We start from the raw sequence: 20,246 nt of genomic DNA on the forward strand, positions 1-20,246 counted from the left end.
GACTTAAGGGTAGAGGTCGCTCTCAAACTGTCAACTGTCAACTGTCAACTGTCAACTGTTGAACCAACAGCCACCTGAACCGCACCCCCCACAAACTGCTCGTAATCCTCCAACAACCACTCAGGCAAACAACTATTCGCATCCTGAACCTGCAACTGCCCAGCGCGACAAAATAGCCTCGCAGCTAACAAATAATTCACAGCCTTAGGCATTCCAAACCCTTGACTCAACTCAGCAACCAACGACTTAAAAAACCCGCGCTCACTCTCAATCAGCGGCTGATTAATAAAGCCACAGCCCAGCATTGCCTTGTAACCCTTACCAAAATCGCTCCGGTACAAAAGTTCAAGTTGTTCGCCGGAAATGCTCAACCACAAATTAGCAACTTGCGTGCGAATTTCCCGTAAATCTGTTATTACCAATTCAGCGGTGGGGTCAATTTCATAAAGATTCACCGCAGCAATTAATTGATTGATCAACTGCGGTAGATTCTCTTGCTTCACAATCGTTTGTTGATTGGCTGCAAAGGCAGTTTCAAACACATTTTCGTAATCATCAATCAACCACTGCGGCAACCGGGTGCGAGCATCGGGGACCCGCATTTTCCCCGGCACAAAATACAGCATTGCACCCAGCAGAGCATTGATAGCTTGAGGATGCACCAACCCTTTGCTAATTTCGGTTAATTGCTGCAAAAAGTTTTGTTCGGCTTCAGTCATTGATTCTGCTTGGAAGCCGCAGCTAAGCATTGCTTGATATCCCTTGCGAAGTTCTCTTCCGTAAATATCTGGCAATTTTTCCGAAGGAACGCTCAGCCAAAAATCAGCCATTTGTTTTCTGATTTGGCGGAGTTCCAAAACTACCGATTCGTCAGAGGGATCGATGCGGTAAAGATTGACGCATCCTAATAGTTGATTGGCAAATTGCGGGGATTGAATGTATTGAGCTAGCAAGTCAGAACTAGACTCGGAATTGACGGCAGCTTCTGTTTCAAAAACTTGTTCGTAATCGCCGAGCAACCAGTGCGGCAAGCGGTTGCGAGCGTCGGGAATGCGCATGGTTCCCCGCGGAAAGTACAGCATCGCCCCCAGCAAGGCGCTGACAGCTTTGGGATGTACCAATCCTTTGCTAATCTGGGTTAGTTGCTGCAAAAATATTTGTTCGTCTTCCATCATCGCTTGACTTTGAAAGCCGCTTTTGAGCATGATTTGATAGTTTTTACCTGAAGCACTTTGATAGGTAGCTTCTAAATTTTCGGTGGGAACATTCAGCCAAAAATCCGCGATTTGTTTGCGGATTTGCCGCAGTTGAGATATTGCTGAGATGTTGGATGAATTTCTGTGGTAAAGCTGGACGGCGCTAGAGAGGATCTCGCCGGAATCCGGCTGCTTGGGAATGCTATCCTGCAAGCTGCGGGAGGCTTCTAGGTGGCTATTTTGCCACTTGCTAAAGAGTTCTTGGAATAGTTTCGCGATCGCCCCCGAGTATGCAACACTATCAAAACAGGCGGGATTGCCCTGCATTTTCTGCACAATTTCCTGCCGTTTTTGCTGGCGCAGTTGCGGGTTTGTGGCGAGATTGACGGCTAGCTGAATGTAGGATGCTTCATCAGTCGCAATTAAATCGGGCATTTGCAATTCCCGCAGCATCGCCGCACCTTGACGGAAGCGCAAAGCATTTCCCTCCACAACCACCACCGGCAATCCTACTTGCAAAGGATCGATTAACGATGTCGCCCCAGCGTAAGGATAGGAATCGAGATAAACATCTGCTAGCTGCAAAAATTCTGTGACATCCGCGCGGCTTGGTAGTTGTTTTACGAACCGCAAACGATTGTGATTTACCCCATGTTTAGCACAAACAGCATTAAGATTGTTGACAAAAGGTGTTACTGGATAACTGCGAGTCCAAGCCGGGCCGAAGGGATACAAAATCAAGATTGAATCGGGAACAGCCGCGAGAATCTTTACCCAAGTCTCTCTCAACTCCGGCAGGATTTTGTAGAAGTTGGCGCCGGAGACAAACACAGTTGTGTTGTCAGAAATTCCGAGACTTTGGCGCGTGGGTTTGACTGTAGCAACTTGCGATTCTGTGGCATATTTGAAACAAAAACCGCTGCCTTCTAGAACTGCCAACTGTTCGCGATATTGTGATTGATAGCTAGCATCTGGCACGGTGTATTTGCCTGCAATGTAGTAATCCATGTGCCGGAGGCCGGTGGTTGTCGGAGAACAGAAAGATGTAGTTTGTACCCTTGCCAAACGGTGCATTGCTAGCGAACCAACGTGTTTGTTGATAGCGGTTAAATTCGTACCAAAAAACAGAATATCTAAGTCGTCGGCGCGGATAGTTTGGACTTGGGATGCAAACTCTTTCGGAAGTGCAACCAGTTTGTCGGCGCGGCTTTGACAGTATTGTTCTAATTGGTGGCCGCTGGTGTTGAGCGCGTACAGGAAAATCTCGAACTGGTTGCGGTCTAAATGCTCGAAAACCGGGATGGTGGCGAAGGTTTCGGTTTGCGGCGCGAAATGGTCGTTAATGATGCCCAGGCGGATTTTTGTCCGTGCGGGCGATCGCGCTGGGAAGATACAATCAATAGAAGAACCGCGATTTTTGAGAGCAAACTCGATAATATCCGCTCGTTTGGTGTAAATATCGCGCAGGTTGGCGGTGGTAAAGTACAGCGGGATAAAGTTAGCAATTTGCGCGAACAACAAAGCAATATTTTGCCACAGCGGCGAATCTGCATTTTTAAACAAATTCGTATGTATGTAATCAATCCATCCTGAGATAAATTGATAGTAACTGTCGGCGGCTCCCGGGGTTTGAAAGAGGTTCGGACAGGTAAACATGAACTTCAGATATTCATTAGCGAACCAGTTAGGAATGGTAGCGCGATCGTATTTGAGCGGCAGTTGGTCGGCGCGACGGTACAGCATCGCTGCTAACAGGTAATTTATGGCTTTGGGGTCGTTAAATCCCTTCGCCACATTCGCCGCTAATTCGCTCACAAAAGTCTCTTCTGTATCAGTTAGCGGTTCATCTCGAATATCAGTGGCAAGCATTGCATAGTGCTGTTTTCCAGCATCGCCAGCAAAGGCGCTGGCAACTTGTTCGGCTGGTAAACTGAGCCAGATTGTTGCAATTTGTTTGCGAGCTTGGCGGACATTTGCTAGTGCTGATAAATCTGCGGAATTTTTCTGATATTGCTCGATAATGCTTGACAATAAGATTGGAGCTTCCGGCGATTTTGCCGCGATTTGCTGTTGGCTGCTGGCAGCTTGCATCAACGCTAAATTAACATCTTTTGCCATAGACGACCAAGAAAATTTGCGGCATTGTCCGAGTCCTGCCGCAATTAACGAGTTGCGAATATCTGGTTTCTGTACGTCAAGCAGTGCATTTCCCAGTGCATTTACATCATTTTCACTGACATAAAATGCTGCTTCTCCGCCCACTTCCGGAATCGAGCTGTTAGGAGATGTAATAACGGGACAACCGCAAGCCATTGCTTCCAATATTGGCAGCCCAAAACCTTCATACTTCGAGGGAAATACCAGAGCAATTGCACCAGAGTAAGCCGCTCTTAATTCATCGTCACCCAAATACAGCAAGTGGACGTTTAAACCAGCAGTGTACTGTTGTAATATGGGTTCTAGCGCAGGTTGACCGCTCGTGCACACAACATCAAATCCCAACTTGCTGCTGAGTTTAGATAAAGCTTGAAAAAAAGCGATCGTATTTTTATAACCGTTGAAGCCTAATCGTTCTCCTACTATGAGAAAGTAGGGTTTTTCAATCCCGCGTCCAGTTTTAAATGCTGTAATTTCTGGCAAACTAGAAGGATAAAAATGTTTTTGAATGCCGCAGCGAGCGACAGTAATTGATTGGGGAGATATTTCTGGGAAAAACTTTACTAAGTCGCGGGCTGTGCTTTGGGAAATTGCGATGTATGAAGATGCTTGGCGGATAGCGCGATGTTTTTCTCGCCACATCGGATTATTGAGGTCAGCTCCGGTAACTTCGGGTATCATGTCGTAGGCGACAAATGCCGATCGCGTAGAAAGCGGTGTTGTATAGTAGGTAGAGACAAATAAATCTGCATTTTCGCGATCGCACATTTGCTGTAACATTTCTCTGTCAGCATCAGTTTTGCCGTAATCGTAAACCGGAATCGAGCGATGTTCAATGCCCGCAATCTTCGGTATAGTGCCCGCACGGTCTAACATAACTATATGCTCAGCAAAACCATCTTTCACCCATTCTGCCATCAAAGACTGCCACACGCGAGCAATCCCGCTTCTTTGCTGACTTTGAAAAAATATACCGTCAATAACTATTTTCATGGCGAGTTTCCTGTAAAATTACGATAAAGCAGTTCGATAAGCAGCGATAGTTTGCTGAGTGCACCTTTCCCAGCTAAAAAGTTTAGCTTGCGCCAAAGATTTTAAAGACATACTAGCTCGCAGAAACGAATTGTTGTAGATTTCCAGCATACTATGACACAGCGCGTCAGTATCTTTTGGGTCTACCATAATTCCCGCGTCCCCAACCACTTCGGGAAGCGAAGATGTATTCGAGGTAATCACCGGTATTCCGCACTGCATCGCTTCCAGAGGCGGCAAACCAAAACCTTCATAAAAAGACGGATAGACAAAGGCTAAAGCACTGCTATAAAGCGCTGCTAAATCAGATTCTGGCACGTATCCAGTAAAAATTATCCGCTGTTTGAGGAAGTTGTTCCGAGAAACTTCTGCCATAATATTGTCATATTTCCACCCGGGAGTACCGACCAACACCAGATATAAATCTGTGATATTTTGTTGCTCAATTAGTTTAGCAAAACTGCGGATTGCACCGTCAAGATTTTTTCGCGGTTCCAACGTGCCCAAACTCAAAAGATAAGGAGCATCGGGAATGCCGTATTTGCTGCGAGTCGAAGCAAGTTTTGTCGCATCGCCGCAGGGATAAAAGATACTCGGTTCCGCAGCAAGAGGCGTGACAAAAACTCTCGATTCGTCAATATTCAGATAATTGCACAAATCATTTTTTGTGGAATGCGATATGCAAGTCACCCAATCTTTCTGAGAAATGCTTGCTAAAGTTTGTTTGTAAAGTAGAGGAATCTGTTCGCTCAGTAGAAATTCAGGATATAGAATAGGGATTAAGTCATAAATAGTTAGAAATGCTTGCACGTTGTTTGCTGTCTGAACAGATGCAGGAATTTGATCGTAGGGAGAGTGAAAAATATCAACTTCCTCTAAGTTGCGAGAGTCGATAGTATTAGAGTAACCGCCCATCATTCTCAGCGTGTTTTCTAGATGAGTTTTCACGGCGTCTAAAAATAACTTATCCTCTCCTACATTGCTAGCCTCATTGATTTTTGTTTGACACCCAACCAGATTGTAGGTATCGAGGAGCTTTTTGTAAAAAATCCTGGAAAAACTGGAGTGCAGCAGGGGAACTTTTGCTAATTTAGGATTAGATTGTAGGTAATCGAGACTAGCATCTAGCAACTGAAAATACTGACTTACACTAAATAGCAAATCGCATTCTGGCGAGCTTTTCAATCCTTCAGCAAGACTTTCAACAACTCGAAAGATTCCCGTGCGAGCGCGCGAATGCAAATGTCCTTGTCCGAGGACAGAAATATCGTAGATAACTTTTATTGGTTCTAGGTTTGATGTTAGCATATGTGGTTCGGTTCGATCGATCATTTATCAATTATGGTAAGGTGCTTATGGCGCACCCTAGGTATACTATAGTGTCACCTCAATCCTGAATTTAACTAGATAAAGCAATTTTGTATGCCGCAATCGTCTCCTGAATGCACCTGTCCCAACTAAAATTTTGAGCTTGTTTGAGCGACTTTAATGACATCTCGTGACGCCAAGATGGATTGTTATAAAGTTTTAGCATATTGTGGCAAAGTCCGTCAGAATCATTAGGAGCCAGCATAATTCCTGCGTCGCCAACTACCTCGGGAAGAGATGAGGTATTGGAAGTAATGACTGGAACGCCGCACTGCATTGCTTCTAAAGGTGGAAGCCCAAAACCTTCATAGAGCGACGGATAAACAAATGCTAGCGCACCGCTGTACAGTGCAGCTAAATCTCGATCGGCTACATAACCAGTCAGAATCACCCGGTCTTTTGCTAAACTGTTGAGGGATATTTCGGCAAATATCTGTTCGTAATCCCAGCCGAGAGCGCCAACTAATACGAGGTACAAATCTTTGATACCTTGCTGCTGGACTACTTGGGCAAAACAACGGATGGCGTGTAAAATATTTTTGCGAGGTTCTATCGTACTTACGCCCAAGATGTATTGTGCGTCGGGTATGGAATATTTTTGTTTGATGGCTGCAATTTTGTTGTTGTCAGAACAAGGATAAAAGGTCTGGGTATCGGCTGCTAGGTAGGAAACAGAAACTTTGGCGGGGTCAAGATTTTTTACATGATTGAGCAAGTCGTTTCTCGTAGCGCGAGATATGCAGATTATCGAATCTTCAGGAGTTAAAGTTTGTAACGACATCAGCATTCTCTGATAATCGCCGTCGTTTTTACCGACAAATAAATCTGACAAGACAATGGGAATCAAATCATAAATTGTCGAAATTGTTTTGATATTTTTAAATTGCCTGATTTGGTCGGGGACGTGATAAAAGGTGGAGTGATAAATCTCTGCATTCCTCAAAATATTGGGGTCGAGCGAGTTCCGGCCGGCGGTCAAATTCATTGCTGCAATCAGAGGGTGTTGCAAGCTTTCTATTAAAGACAGATTCTCAGACTGGTCGCCATTATTTATCAGAACTTTACTCTGATTTTCCAGCATTTTGTAAAGTTCGGTTAGTTTGGTTCGCAATTGATAAATAAAGCTGGGATAGATAAATGGTACGTCTTTAAAAATTGGCTGCGCTTCCAAGTAATCGAGCGCATTGTGTACGGCAAATATAGAATGAGTGGCGCTAAAAGATAGCTCTAATTCTGCTGAGGGAAGTAGACCTAATGCAATATTCTCGATAACTCTCGCCACGCCCGTGCGAGAACGGCTTACGTGATGGCCGTATCCGAGGACAGAGATATCGTAAATTATTTTTATGGATTTTTCCGTTGCTTGACTGACAACTGGTACCCTGGGCAAATAACCTGCTTTCTGACAACCATCTTTGTGGATAATTAGCAGTAAAGATGTGGCAACATAACCGCCCATTTCTAATTTTAGATGCGGTTCGGTATAAGGTGGTCTGGCTACTTTCAAGTCTGGTGCTTGATTTCCCATCTCGTAGCTGATAGGCTCTACCCAGTGTCCTTGCTTTTCTAATTCGGCAATTAGTCGATCGATATCTTGACGCCTGTAAAATACTAAATTGGGTAAATCTAGGGTACCTGCATTCGAGGTACAGTTATATTCGGTGGTGTGCAGCGCAATGCCGCCGCTTTTGACACAAGCTAAAGATTTTTGGACAAATTGCAGTCCTTTTTCGATCGAACCGATGTGTTCAAAAGCACAAGACGACCAAATAAAGTCAAATTCTCCTCGCTGCAAATCTTCAGGAATGCAGTTCATATCGACATCCCGAACTTGAACAAATCTCTCAAACTGTTCGGGCGGACAAATACCTTTCTCATTGAGAGCTGCTTTGCCTTTACACAGTTGGTTTGTCTCGCCCCATTGTTTTTGGCTAATCGGATTCAAACCTTGATCTGTGGCGACAATCTCGCAGCCCAAGGAAGCAAATAAAGAGGGTAATGGTTCGTTTCCGACAGCAAATCCTAGACCTTTTTTGCCATTACCCAGAAAGTTTCTTTCGTGCAAAGCTTGGACAATTGCCACGAATTCCCACTGTTTGCGTGCGGGAGTAAACTCCTGTTTCATTTTGGCAATCCAATGCCGATAATATTCTGTTTGAAAGTCTTTGTATACGCACAGCTTGCTGCTCAGCAGCAGTTGTTCTGGCTGTATTGGAATGCTTGATATAGTTAAGTTTCTGGCCGCAACTTTGGTGATTTCGAGAACAGCAATTGCATTGGCGAAACTAAAAGGTGCATTATATTCTACGTCCCTCAGTTCTTGGGGATTCGCTTGCACCCAAACTGAACGGTGCGTCGGTCGGTTGTAGGTTTGAACTAACTTGAGAAAGCTGAAATTTATGGCAGTTGGCGGAATATTGTATTTGTCAAATAAGAGTTTCAAGTAATCTAGGTCGAACTGGATAAACCACCCTCTTTCTAAAAGTTTGCCAAAGGGTACTGTAATCAAGGCTTGGCCGCCATCTGATAGCAAATCGTAGATTTTGGCGATCGCCTTTAACGGCCCTTCTCGATCGCATTTGTCGAGATTTTCACCGTAAGTTTGATTTGGTTCAGCTCCTTGTCCGATATGTTCTACCGTAGAGATGGAAATTATAGCACTATATTTCTCAGAGGCTGGAATTTCCATTAAATCTATATTGTCTACTCCGTCAGCTATTTCGTATTTGTCGGCAATTCTTCTAGCTTGAATTTCGACCAAATCTCGCTCGATCAGTTGTTCGTAATGTTTGAGGACGTTGCCGACTTCCAGCAGTTTACTTTTATCCTTCAATCTGGCAAGAAACTCGCCAGCAACCGGAATTTCTACTGCTCTTTCTGAACAAGGAAAGTTATTGTGTTTCAGTCGATTGTAGGGTAGTGTCTGACCGTTAAAAATAAAAGTATCTGGTGGCAAGTTTGACATTGATAATTTCTCGCAAATAAAAGTTTTTTTTAACAGAAAAGTGCGTCTCAAAATTGAGTTGATTTCACTCAATAAATACCTCGATCGATTCCTTGGCCCATTGACGCTTGTACAGTTCGGCTGGTTCCATATTGGCAAGTAGCATCATCCTGGAACACATTGACCCTCAGCTTGTACTCGCACCACATTTTCCGCACGATTGACAAATTTACGTTAATGATGTAAGGAAAAAAAATGTGAGAGGTCGATCGCTAGTTGGATATCCGATTAAATCTAGCCCACAAGCGCGCTCTTGGGAAGCCGTGGGGCGATCGTCCGCCGACTGTTTGGGAATTCTCCAAATATCCTCAGCCGTTCGCCTTCATCCCAGTCGGGCCCTGCGCTTTCTGGCAGAGACGAGCAAACTCGCGATTGTTGCGCAAGATACTTGCGTGAGACAAACTAAGTTACAATTACGTTAAGATTGATGAACATAAATAAAAAATCCCAAATCACAGGGACTAAATAATTAGGAGGATCGACCTCGGTGAATAAACGGTGGAGAAACGCTGGACTGTACGCACTGCTGGCTATTGTAGTCATTGCCTTAGCAACCGCATTTTTTGACAAACAGCCCCCAAGTAGGGAAGTTTGGAAGTACAGCCAATTCATTCAGGAAGTCGAAGGCAACAGAGTAGACAAAATAAATATCAGTTCCGATCGCAGCAAAGCTCTGGTCACTGCTCAGGACGGCAACAAGGTGATTGTCAACCTGCCGAACGACCCCGAACTGATCAACATCCTGACCAAAAATAAGGTAGATATTTCAGTTCTGCCCCAAAACGACGAAGGCTTCTGGGTAAAAGCGCTCAGCAGCTTGTTCTTCCCGATCCTGCTGTTGGTGGGACTGTTTTTCCTGGTACGGCGCGCCCAAAACGGGCCCGGCAACCAAGCGATGAACTTCGGCAAATCGAAAGCTAGAGTCCAGATGGAGCCACAAACTCAGGTGACTTTCGGCGACGTAGCCGGCATCGAACAAGCCAAGCTAGAACTCGCTGAAGTCGTGGACTTCCTGAAAAATGCCGATCGCTTCACCGCAGTCGGAGCAAAAATCCCCAAAGGCGTGCTGCTAGTGGGCCCTCCGGGAACCGGCAAAACCCTGCTCGCCAAAGCAGTCGCTGGAGAAGCTGGCGTGCCCTTTTTCTCGATTTCCGGTTCGGAATTTGTGGAAATGTTCGTGGGTGTCGGTGCTTCTCGCGTCCGCGACTTGTTTGAACAAGCTAAAACCAACGCTCCTTGTATCGTATTTATCGATGAAATTGACGCCGTAGGTCGCCAGCGCGGAGCTGGTTTGGGCGGTGGTAACGACGAACGGGAACAAACCCTGAACCAGTTGCTGACGGAAATGGACGGTTTTGAAGGCAATACAGGGATCATTTTGATTGCTGCAACCAACCGCCCCGACGTGCTGGATGCTGCGCTGCTGCGTCCGGGCCGTTTCGATCGCCAAGTTGTGGTCGATCGCCCCGACTTCTCCGGTCGCCTGGAAATTCTCAACGTTCACGCCCGCGGCAAAACTTTGTCGAAAGACGTGGACTTGGAAAAAATCGCCCGCCGGACACCCGGTTTCACAGGTGCCGATTTGGCTAACCTGCTGAATGAATCGGCAATTTTGGCCGCCCGTCGCAACTTGACCGAAGTCTCGATGGATGAAGTCAATGATGCGATCGACCGCGTGCTCGCCGGCCCTGAAAAGAAAGACCGCGTGATGAGCGAAAAGCGCAAAACCTTAGTAGCATATCACGAAGCCGGTCACGCTTTAGTTGGTGCCTTGATGCCCGACTATGACCCCGTGCAGAAAATTAGCATTATCCCCCGCGGCCGCGCTGGCGGTTTGACTTGGTTCACACCAAGCGAAGATCGGATGGATTCTGGCTTGTATTCTCGCTCTTACTTGCAAAATCAAATGGCGGTAGCTTTGGGCGGCCGCATTGCTGAAGAGATTGTCTTCGGCGAAGAAGAAGTCACAACTGGCGCTTCCAATGACTTGCAACAAGTGGCAAGAGTAGCACGGCAAATGGTGACTCGCTTCGGAATGAGCGATCGGCTCGGCCCTGTAGCTCTCGGTCGCCAACAAGGGAATATGTTCATGGGTCGCGATATCATGGCCGAACGGGACTTTTCCGAAGAAACCGCAGCCACCATTGATGATGAAGTTCGCTTGTTGGTAGAGCAAGCTTACCGTCGCGCTAAAGATGTGCTGGTTGGTAACCGCCACGTTTTGAACGCCTTAGCAGAGATGCTAGTTGATAAGGAAACTGTGGATGCTGATGAATTGCAAAATTTGTTGGCTAACAGCGATGTCAAGATGGCGACAATTGCCTAATTGATTTGAGATTTTGGATTTAATCTCAAGTTGGGAATCGATAATTGGGGTGGTTCTGGTATTATCTGGAATCGCCCCGATTTTTTATATTAGGGTGCGTCGCTGCGACAATTCTCGCTATTTGCAGTTATGCGATCGCAACGCACCCTACCACCTGTTGAATAATAACTTGATATTCAGACACTCAACTTCCCCTTCGATTCTAGTTGGCGTTTAAATTCGTCCCAAGGAATGCCCGGTTCATCCTCTAGCCCCTCGGTCATGATGACATCATAAACATCTTCCCAGAGTTCGCCGTGCTTCTCGAAGTCAAGCAGCACCGCAATTTTTTCGCCTTGGCCGTCAACTAAAAACTGAAAGTCTGTCGGTTCGCCACATTCAGCCAACACGTCAACCCAAAATTCGCTGTGTTCTTTGAGGTCAACAATTGCAGCGGTTTTGTTGCCTTCATTGTCGGTTAAAAACTGAACGCCGCGCATATTGTAGTTTGGCATATATTGAAGTTTGTAATGTGTACTAAAATTATATCCTAGTCACAATGATACCAATTTCCCAAAAAAGGCAACTGTGCGTGAGCCAAACCATACCATAATAATTATTAGTGATTCCCAATTCTTCAATTCTTCAATTATTTAATCTAAAATAGCATGAATCATCAATCATGGTTGACACTACTAAAAAAACACCGGGCGATCGCAGTTATCCGTTCCTCCGAAAAGGAACTGGCCAGACAGATGGCATCAGCGGTAGCAGCAGGCGGAATTCAATTTATTGAAATTACTTGGAACACCGACAAAGCTCCTGAATTAATTCCCGAACTCCGCTCCGAATTCCCTACTTTTAGTATTGGCACCGGCACTTTATTAAACTTAGAACAGTTACACGAAGCCATAGACTGCGGCGCTCAATTCCTGTTTACTCCCCACACAGATGTAACCATGATTAAAACAGCAGTTGACGCCGGAGTGCCGATCGTCCCCGGTGCTTTTTCTCCCACAGAAATTATGACGGCGTGGCAAGCAGGTGCTACCTGCGTCAAAGTATTTCCGATCGCGGGTTTGGGAGGCGCTGCTTACCTGAAAAGCCTGCAAGGCCCTCTGGGGGACATTCCTTTGATTCCCACGGGCGGGGTGACGCTAGAAAATGCCAAGGTATTTATTGATGCTGGGGCGATCGCCGTTGGTTTAGCCGGAGACTTATTTCCCAAAAACTTAGTGGAAAATCGAGATTGGGGGGCGATCGCCCAAATTGCCCGAACTCTCACCCAAAACTTAACAACTTGTTAAGCCCTCTTTCCCAATCTAAAATCTATAATCTACAATTTAAAATAGTACAAAGTGTGAAAGTTTCCCAATCTAAAAACTAAAATCTAAAACCTACAATCGTCTTGGGTGTGAGGAATGAACAAGATTATCAAATCAACTTACTTGCGCCGCGCCGGAACTTTCTGTGCAGGCTGCGTCTTAACAGTTGCGGCTTTCTACGGCGGTTCAATGACCGCATTTGCCGCAGAAAGCCGCAACATAATTGCCAATAGAATTATGCAGTTGCAACAATCCAGTCAGCGCTGGATTGAAATTGATTTGTCAAGACAAAAATTAATAGCTTGGGAAGGAAATAAACCCGTTTATGCGGTGACTATTTCCAGCGGCAAATCATCGACTCCCACCCGCACGGGAACCTTTGCCATCCAAACCAAATACCGCGTTGCTAGAATGACTGGGGCGGACTACGACGTGCCGGATGTTCCCTATACAATGTATTACGACGGCGGCAATGCAATTCACGGGGCTTACTGGCACAATTTGTTTGGAAATCCCGTCACTCACGGCTGTACAAATGTAGCGGTAAATCACGCTAAATGGCTGTTTGAATGGGCCTCGGTGGGGACGGCGGTGGTGGTGCACAAATCGGAGATTTAACTAATAGGTTTGTAGATAAAACGGCGGTTGAAACCGCGTCTATACAAGCACTCACGTGCCAACGCCGGTTGAAGAGCGAGCGGTTAACATTACATTTATGGAGACAAAATTCACTGCAAGCAGGTGGGAATTTTTGATTTTCTTTACACCGCGCACCATCCGGACTTCCTTTGTCTAGACGCGGTTTCAACCGTACGTCTTATATTTAACTTAACTGCACCACTGGCCTATCTTCTAACAAAGTTTGATTGCTCAGCAAATCTTCCACAGTAATCCGCAAAAAGCGCTGTCCGTCAACGCGGAAGAAAATTTTGACGCGATCGCTCCCCGGATATCCAGGCGGCGTCAATTGCGCGATACTGCGAGCTCCGTCTTTGTCATTCAGGGCTTGTACCGATGTTTGGCCCGCGATTTGGCGAGTAATTAGCCTGTCGCCGTCAAAATAAATCTCCGTGCCGCCAGTTTCGGCTCCCAATTCGCCGATAATTAATTCTATGCTGGGCTGATTTTCTAAAGAAGCTCCTAATACCAATTCTACCGGTTCGCTCATCGGATAAGACTGGCCGGATTTAATTAAACTGTGCCAACTGTGGCAATTTTCGCGGCGGTTCCAGTAACGGATTCCGTAACTGTGATAGAGAAAATCTTTAATTTCTACGCCTTGACTCAGTTGCAGAGCTCCTTGGGCGATCGCCTCAAAGGGTTTATCGCACCGAATTTTTTCCGGATCGAAATATTGCTGCACCCAACGCTGCACCGCAGGAATTTGGACAGTACCGCCAACAAGCAAAACTGCATCGATATCGCCAATTTCTAAGCCTTGGCGCCGCGCTTGCTGCAATACTTGATTCATGCACTCGTCAAGGTTCTCAAAAAACTGATGTTCGGCAAGGATAGATTCAAAGCCATCTCGGTCTAATTCTAATTCGTAACTCTCAAAATTTTCATCATCAAAATAAACCTCAACCGCTTTATTTACCAAAGATAACTGAATCTTTAGCCGTTCGGCTAATCTCGTCGTAATCGGAGATTTTGTTAAGCCTTTCGTTTTGACAAAATAGTCAACCAGCCAATTATCAATATCAGAACCGCCTAAATTTTGTCCGGCTTTAGCCAAAACCCGGGCAACTTTTGCCTTTTGGGCGGAAGATTGGGCCAATAACTTCTCGCCCCATTTGAGTAGAAAACCCAGGGGTTTTTTGTTACCGTTACTCTCGGGGCGCACCAAGGAAAGATCCAGAGTTCCGCCGCCGAAATCTATCACTAATAGAATAGAGCGATCGACCAAACCGTAACCCAAAGCAGCCGCCGTCGGTTCGTCCAACATCCGCACCTGTTCTACTTGCAGAGATTCCGACACTTTACCCAACCAATGGCGGTAAGCTTCAAAACTATCTACCGGCACAGTAAACACCAAAGAATCTACCGACAAAGGTAATGAGCGAATTGAGCTGACAATTTGGCTCAAATACCACTCGCCTACTCGTTGAAAATCAACAATTTGCCCGTCAAGTTCCGGGACAAAACCTTTAACAGAAGTGCCGATTCCCCGCTTGAAATTGCGGAAAAACCGAGGATCTCCACTCAGATCGAGGCCTCGATCGCGGACTTGCTGACCGAGTAGGACTTTACTTTTAGCAGCGTCCTCAACATAGAGCAAACTGGGAATTAAAGGCGGATTTTGAACCGAGACTGCCGACAATCCCGGTAATTTCAAAGTTTCGGGCTGCTGGAGGGCCTGATTCCAGCGAGCGACGACAGTGTTGCTAGTTCCAAAGTCAATTGCGATCGCCATTTAGCCAAAACACACAGCTACTAGGAATTAAGTCATCTTATGATATTTGGAGTCGCAAAAGCAAACAAATGCTCAAAAATGTTCTTGCAAGAACATTTTGCTGCAATCAAAACTGCTTGGGTAGAGGAGGCTGCAATTTTGTGCAACTGTACATTCTGCGATCGACAAAAGCCAGCCACTTGTACAAGCGGCACAAAACCTAGACGATGTGAGATTTTACATTCTAGATTTTTAATTTGAATAACTTACTGTAGAACGATTGCAGGCTTGCTTGGCTTTGCATTCTTTTGAAAAGCTGGTATCGCGCGTGGTTAGCAGCGGTCAAGCTTTTACCTTTGATGTCGATCCAATTTTACAACGAAGCATAAAAAATGCTAGATACGGGCGATCGCAAAACAGCTCTATTGGCTCTGGCACTGCTTGTCCCTGCTGCGAGTATTGGTACATTAGCAGCATTGTATGTTACCGTTCGCTGGGGACAACCACTGTCAGCGTTGTGTCAAGTTTGGTTGCTGGTTTTCCCGATCGCCTGGTCTGTTTTAGTCGATCGGCAAAAACTGCATTTATCTCTCCCCAAGCGCCGGGAATTGATCGCTGGCACCCTTTGGGGGACGTTGATGTTTGTGGTAATTGTGGGTACCTACAGGCTGTTCGGCCAGCACTGGATCGATCCTGTAGTTGCCAAAGAAAAAGCGCAGCAATTAGGTATTAGCACCAGTGATATCTACTTAATGATTGAAGCATATTTTGTGCTAATTAACTCACTAATTGAAGAATTTACCTGGCGGTGGTTTGTCTGCAACAAATGCCAGATTTTGATACCGGGAAAACCAGCAATATTTCTCAGTTCGCTATTTTTTACGCTCCACCACATTTTGGTCATCGCAGCTTACAGCGACTGGCGCGGCGTGATTTTAGGCTCATTCGCTGTAGGGGGCGCCGGGATAATTTGGTCGCAGTGTTATCTGAGATACCGTTCGCTGTGGTCGAGTTATATCAGCCACGCGATCGCAGATTTAGCTCTGGCAATTATTGCTTGGCAAATTCTGTTTAACTAGCTGCTATTTCAGCTACTACGGGCAAATTTTCTGATAAAATTTGACCTCGAACACCTGTGCTTCTAAATTGTCAACTTCGGCAAGGTATCTGTAGCATCCGCAACAGTTGGCTGAGAGTCCTGCTTGTACTCAAATTTTGACAGATGCAGCGCCAAACTAGAATGTTCATTTGTTCCCAGCGGGAGATGCTTTAGGTTAACACATCTGCTTTTAATTATAAGTTTTGTGGCGCTGGCGATCGAATCATGTTCGGGAGCTGAAAACTTGCAAACCATATCGCTGAAACCATCGCCAGCACAACTCCTCAGAGTAAGCCGACTGTCATCGGAAATTCTAAACTTAAGAATAATGATTTTTAGATAACAGATTTTTTTTAATAAGCGAGCTCGTTTGATAGGTACTGCTAAGCTGTGGCGGCTGCTTAACAGTCAAGGTTAATTCGATTTATGGCATTCTACTCTAAGTCTTTCTGCGATATTTACAGCCTGATTAGATAATTTGCGAAATTTTTGTTTTACGGTAATTACTTAGACAGGAGTAGCGCGATTGCTACAGGTGGTCTGTCCAGAAGTAGCGGTCGCTTTTGCACACCATTTCAGGCGATCGCCCTTGATTTAAACATTGAAAATACACCAGAAAATTTAAATATTTAGCGGAGAATTTGTATATTCTGTACTGCAATCGATCGACCTAATTTTCCAAAAGTCCGTAACGCATCAACCAGGTGTTGCATACCTCGGCGAGCGGAGACAGCTAGAAATAGGTGAAAAACTGAGTTTATTCTATAATTAGCGCATCCAGGACTGTATTATGGCGATCCTATATTATTTAGCGATCGGTTCAGTGCCGATACTTTAAAAAAAATTCTCGATAAAATACATTAAATTTAATATTTAAAGCATCATAATTACCCAAAGAAATAAAATATAAAGCAGATTAAAGTATCGGAATGCCAATCAGTTTAATTATAAAAAGAATAAAATATTTAAATTAATATTTTTCATTTTTATCATTAATTAAAACAATGTAATTGCCACATTCAGGCTACTGTATATTGTTACCAGTGCTACATTTATTTTCCCTAACTATTCACCTTTGCAAAATTGAACACCACCATAAAGGTTGGGTAGTTTCCGGTTTCCCGTACATACCCGGCTGTAGAATCAGCAAGTGCTGTTATGCTAGACAGGAAGTGTAGTATGGCTTGCTGTTTGGCTCTAAAAAGTTACTGTTTAATCAGGGCTCTGCCTTGAGGAATAAATTGTGTACCCTGGTAAATTTATCCCTACAGGAACTGTTTTACCCTAGTATCAATCGTTATTATCATTTCAATGACAGCGAAGTTATCGCAACTCCATACTCGGATGTTGGGAACACTTACCAGGTTTGATTCATTCTATGTACACACAAGGAAAGTGGTAATTAATATTCACCCGCCCCCCTTTCCTGTCAGGCTCTAAAACCAGCGCTCCAGCCAGCGCTAAAACTGAGTCGGAGTATTCAGCGGGACTTAAAAATGAAAATCACGTTTGTTCTTCCTACTCTGTGTCTGACTGGTGGAATCCGAGTAATATCTATTTTCGCAGAACGTTTGAGAAAGCTAGGACACGAAGTGTTTGTCATCTCCGTACCTCACCCGCAACCGAGTCTGCGCCAGCAAGTCAAGTCGCTGCTGCGGGGACGCGGTTGGATTGGTACAACTGAAAACGAACCTTCGTTTTTCGACAAATTAGATGTCAAACAAAAAATTACCGATCGCTACCGCCCAGTAGAGGACAAAGATGTACCTGACGCTGACGTAGTAGTGGCTACCTGGTGGGAAACCGCCGAGTGGGTAGCAAAACTCTCCCCCAGTAAAGGAGCAAAAGCTTATTTTCTCCAGCACCACGAAGTTTTTGACTATTTACCTCAAGGTAGAGTGGAAGCCACGTGGATGCTACCGATGCACAAAATTACGATCTCTCATTGGTTGGTCGAGCTAGCTCGGACGAAATACGGCGATCGCCAAGTTTCCTTAGCTCCTCCTAGCGTCGATACCAAGCAATTTTATGCCTGTCCTCGCCACAAACAATCGGTTCCGACCATTGGCATGATGTACTCCACAATTTACTGGAAAGGAACCGACATCGCCCTCAAAGCTTTTTCTATAGCTGCTAAAAAAAATCCCAACCTGCGTCTGGTGGCCTTCGGCGTAGATGCCCCATCGCCGGAATTGCCACTACCAGCCAATGCTGAGTATATAATTCAACCCGACCAAGACAAAATCAAAGACTATTACAGCAAATGCGATGCGTGGCTGCTGGCGAGCCGCTCTGAAGGCTTCGGATTGCCGATTATCGAAGCGATGGCGTGCCGGACTCCCGTCATCAGTACCCCAGCAGGCGCTGCTCCTGAAATTTTGAGCGGCGGTAGCGGGATACTCGTAAGACCCGAAGATCCTGAAGAAATGGCAAAAGCCATAGAGTCTATCTGTAACTTGCCCGACGCCGAGTGGCAAGCCCTGTCCGAAGCAGCCTATGCCAAGATACTCAATTATACTTGGGAAGATGCCACCGCTCATTTTGAAGCGGGATTGAAAGTTGCTGTAGACAAATCTAAACAGCGAGAGGTTGAGATAATTTCCTCTTCTCCCTACTACGTGGACGAAAATTCAGCGCAGTCAGAACTAAAAGAAGTAACAGAAAAAAACAAAAAACTCAAGGTTCCATGCTAGCTGCTGCGATTTGAACTTGTGGGCGATGCCCTCTTGAGGCGGGATTCTCTGTAGTAATTCCCGATCGTTTGGCGCGGTGCTTCTGCCCAAACTCAAATCGCCCGCCTCCAGTGTTCTACCAAACAGTCTAGATAGGAATTGTGGGTGCATCAGTCGGCTGTGGGGCAGTAGTTTCAAGGTACAGTCGGGCCACAGATCAACCCCACTGCCGCAGAGGTTTTAATGCTGGCGCCGTTATCGGTTAGACTTGTGTAGCCTCAAACATCTCCTGATTTCTGATGGGGACGAGTTGGCAACCACAACGTCATGTCGGCTCGACTATGATATGACAATCGCCTCCAGCATTCGCCTGTAACTTGCACAAAAGTCAAAAATAGGCTCATAGCGCAGTGCGAAGTCTTAGGGAAATATTTGATCTATCAGCGTGTATCTTCCACATCTATATGAAAATTACTTTTGTCTTGCCATCCCTGAGTCGGTCCGGCGGCATGAGGGTGTTATCTAAGTACACAGAACTTCTCCAAAAGCGAGGACACAAAATAGTAATAGTCTCTACACCACAGAAACAACCGACTTTTATCCAACAATTGCGATCGCTGATCAAAGGTAAGGGCTGGCTGGCGGCTCTGCCCAAAGAAGAGTCTCACTTTGACAATGTGGATGTCGAATGCCAAGTCCTACAAACCAACCGTCAAATTACCAACCGTGACGTACCAGATGCCGATATTATTATGGCTACTTGGTGGGAAACTGCCGAGTGGGTGGCCCAACTCTCCCCCAGCAAAGGAGCGAAAGTATATTTTCTCCAACACTACGAGGCTTTTGACTACCTACCTCAAGGTCGAGTAGAGGCAACTTGGCGGCTGCCGATGCACAAAATCACTGTGGCTAAGTGGCTAGCAGACATAGCGCGGGACGAATACAAGGATTTGTGTGTATCTGTCGTCCCTCCCACCGTGGACACTGAAAAGTTTTACGATTCCCAGTCCCAAGGCAAGCAGCCGCGAGGCAAGCAGTCAGTTCCCACAGTCGGGATGTACTATACTACAACTCCTTGGAAAGGCTGCAAGATTGCCCTTGAGGCTTTCTCTGAAGCTGCTAAAAAAATTCCCAACCTGCATTTGGTTGCCTTTGGTTCGGGCGAAAATCCTCATCCCGATTTGCCGCTACCCCCCGGTACTGAATATGATAAATCACCGCAGTCAGACGAACTGGCAAAATTTTACAGTAAATGCGATGCTTGGCTGTTTTCCAGCACCTCCGAAGGCTTCGGTTTGCCAATTATCGAAGCAATGGCTTGCGGCACTCCAGTCATCGGCACGACTGCTGGTGCGGCTCCAGAACTGCTGGCGGGCGGGGGTGGAATCCTTGTGAATATCGAAGACCCAAAGGCTATGGCAAACGCGATCGAGCAGATTTGTCAGTTGTCAGATGCCGAATGGCAGGCAATGTCTCACAATGCTTTGAGTACAGTAACAAATTATACCTGGGAGGATGCAACGGATCTATTCGAGGCTGCACTGTACACGGCACTAGAACTTCAACAGTTGACAGTTGAAAGTTGAGGGCTTGACAGTTTGAAAGCGACCTCTACCCTTAAGTCCGAGTATTGGAGTAATAAATAGTCTGATTTTAATTGATCCCGATCGGGCGGGCGGGCTTTCAACCAATTCTT

General features: G+C 45.7%; 12 protein-coding genes. 7 read left to right on the forward strand and 5 right to left on the reverse strand.

Annotation, left to right across the window (positions count from 1 at the left end):
* Window positions 1-44: 44 nt before the first annotated feature.
* The 3 genes from QT974_RS11870 to QT974_RS11880 form a co-directional block, all read right to left on the reverse strand.
* The gene (locus QT974_RS11870; RefSeq protein WP_333468680.1) at window positions 45-4,346 is read right to left on the reverse strand and encodes an O-linked N-acetylglucosamine transferase family protein; all 4,302 of its coding nucleotides are present in this window, start codon (window positions 4,344-4,346) and stop codon (window positions 45-47) included.
* Between the two features lie 18 nt (window positions 4,347-4,364).
* The gene (locus tag QT974_RS11875) at window positions 4,365-5,717 is read right to left on the reverse strand and encodes a glycosyltransferase family 4 protein (protein ID WP_333468681.1); all 1,353 of its coding nucleotides are present in this window, start codon (window positions 5,715-5,717) and stop codon (window positions 4,365-4,367) included.
* Between the two features lie 67 nt (window positions 5,718-5,784).
* The gene (locus QT974_RS11880; RefSeq protein ID WP_333468682.1) at window positions 5,785-8,718 is read right to left on the reverse strand and encodes a glycosyltransferase family 1 protein; all 2,934 of its coding nucleotides are present in this window, start codon (window positions 8,716-8,718) and stop codon (window positions 5,785-5,787) included.
* A gap of 236 nt (window positions 8,719-8,954) precedes the next feature.
* Between QT974_RS11880 and QT974_RS11885 the strand changes: the two genes are divergently transcribed.
* Together QT974_RS11885 and ftsH3 are read left to right on the forward strand one after the other, a co-directional pair.
* The gene (locus QT974_RS11885) at window positions 8,955-9,179 is read left to right on the forward strand and encodes a hypothetical protein (protein ID WP_333468683.1); all 225 of its coding nucleotides are present in this window, start codon (window positions 8,955-8,957) and stop codon (window positions 9,177-9,179) included.
* A gap of 65 nt (window positions 9,180-9,244) precedes the next feature.
* Window positions 9,245-11,083 carry an ATP-dependent zinc metalloprotease FtsH3 gene (gene ftsH3, locus QT974_RS11890; protein WP_333468684.1) on the forward strand — a complete coding sequence of 613 codons (1,839 nt, stop codon included), beginning with the start codon at window positions 9,245-9,247 and terminating at the stop codon, window positions 11,081-11,083.
* Window positions 11,084-11,259: 176 nt separating this feature from the next.
* Here the strand turns inward: ftsH3 and QT974_RS11895 are convergent, their stop codons facing one another.
* Entirely contained in the window at window positions 11,260-11,577 is a 318-nt protein-coding gene (locus QT974_RS11895; protein ID WP_333468685.1) for a hypothetical protein, read from the reverse strand.
* A 153-nt stretch (window positions 11,578-11,730) separates the two neighbouring features.
* Here QT974_RS11895 and QT974_RS11900 point away from each other — a divergent pair, with 153 nt between their 5' ends.
* Both QT974_RS11900 and QT974_RS11905 read left to right on the forward strand, forming a co-directional pair.
* Window positions 11,731-12,369 (forward strand): bifunctional 4-hydroxy-2-oxoglutarate aldolase/2-dehydro-3-deoxy-phosphogluconate aldolase, encoded by a 639-nt coding sequence (locus QT974_RS11900; protein WP_333468686.1) that lies wholly within the window; start codon window positions 11,731-11,733, stop codon window positions 12,367-12,369.
* A 114-nt stretch (window positions 12,370-12,483) separates the two neighbouring features.
* Window positions 12,484-13,005 carry a L,D-transpeptidase gene (locus QT974_RS11905; protein ID WP_333468687.1) on the forward strand — a complete coding sequence of 174 codons (522 nt, stop codon included), beginning with the start codon at window positions 12,484-12,486 and terminating at the stop codon, window positions 13,003-13,005.
* A 205-nt stretch (window positions 13,006-13,210) separates the two neighbouring features.
* Here the strand turns inward: QT974_RS11905 and QT974_RS11910 are convergent, their stop codons facing one another.
* Complete coding sequence (locus QT974_RS11910) at window positions 13,211-14,800, reverse strand: Hsp70 family protein (RefSeq protein WP_333468688.1); 1,590 nt, start codon at window positions 14,798-14,800, stop codon at window positions 13,211-13,213.
* A 371-nt stretch (window positions 14,801-15,171) separates the two neighbouring features.
* On the opposite strand from QT974_RS11910, the gene QT974_RS11915 reads away from it, so the two are divergent.
* The 3 genes from QT974_RS11915 (at window position 15,172) to QT974_RS11925 (ending at window position 20,136) form a co-directional block, all read left to right on the forward strand.
* Window positions 15,172-15,858, forward strand: coding sequence for a CPBP family intramembrane glutamic endopeptidase (locus QT974_RS11915; RefSeq protein ID WP_333468689.1), 687 nt, complete (start codon window positions 15,172-15,174; stop codon window positions 15,856-15,858).
* Window positions 15,859-17,374: 1,516 nt separating this feature from the next.
* Window positions 17,375-18,571, forward strand: coding sequence for a glycosyltransferase family 4 protein (locus tag QT974_RS11920; protein WP_333468690.1), 1,197 nt, complete (start codon window positions 17,375-17,377; stop codon window positions 18,569-18,571).
* Between the two features lie 443 nt (window positions 18,572-19,014).
* Window positions 19,015-20,136 carry a glycosyltransferase family 4 protein gene (locus tag QT974_RS11925; protein WP_333468691.1) on the forward strand — a complete coding sequence of 374 codons (1,122 nt, stop codon included), beginning with the start codon at window positions 19,015-19,017 and terminating at the stop codon, window positions 20,134-20,136.
* Window positions 20,137-20,246: the final 110 nt, after the last annotated feature.

The sequence above is a fragment of the Microcoleus sp. BM001215392 genome, assembly GCF_036700185.1.
Lineage (GTDB): Bacteria > Cyanobacteriota > Cyanobacteriia > Cyanobacteriales > Microcoleaceae > Microcoleus.

Excerpts from the sequence above, each read along its gene's own strand:
- QT974_RS11870 (WP_333468680.1), bottom strand. The coding sequence starts at position 4,346 with ATGAAAATAGTTATTGACGGTATATTTTTTCAAAGTCAGCAAAGAAGC.
- QT974_RS11895 (WP_333468685.1), bottom strand. The coding sequence starts at position 11,577 with ATGCCAAACTACAATATGCGCGGCGTTCAGTTTTTAACCGACAATGAA.
- QT974_RS11905 (WP_333468687.1), top strand. The coding sequence starts at position 12,484 with ATGAACAAGATTATCAAATCAACTTACTTGCGCCGCGCCGGAACTTTC.
- QT974_RS11915 (WP_333468689.1), top strand. The coding sequence starts at position 15,172 with ATGCTAGATACGGGCGATCGCAAAACAGCTCTATTGGCTCTGGCACTG.
- QT974_RS11875 (WP_333468681.1), bottom strand. The coding sequence starts at position 5,717 with ATGATCGATCGAACCGAACCACATATGCTAACATCAAACCTAGAACCA.
- QT974_RS11910 (WP_333468688.1), bottom strand. The coding sequence starts at position 14,800 with ATGGCGATCGCAATTGACTTTGGAACTAGCAACACTGTCGTCGCTCGC.
- QT974_RS11920 (WP_333468690.1), top strand. The coding sequence starts at position 17,375 with ATGAAAATCACGTTTGTTCTTCCTACTCTGTGTCTGACTGGTGGAATC.
- QT974_RS11900 (WP_333468686.1), top strand. The coding sequence starts at position 11,731 with ATGAATCATCAATCATGGTTGACACTACTAAAAAAACACCGGGCGATC.
- QT974_RS11880 (WP_333468682.1), bottom strand. The coding sequence starts at position 8,718 with ATGTCAAACTTGCCACCAGATACTTTTATTTTTAACGGTCAGACACTA.
- QT974_RS11925 (WP_333468691.1), top strand. The coding sequence starts at position 19,015 with ATGAAAATTACTTTTGTCTTGCCATCCCTGAGTCGGTCCGGCGGCATG.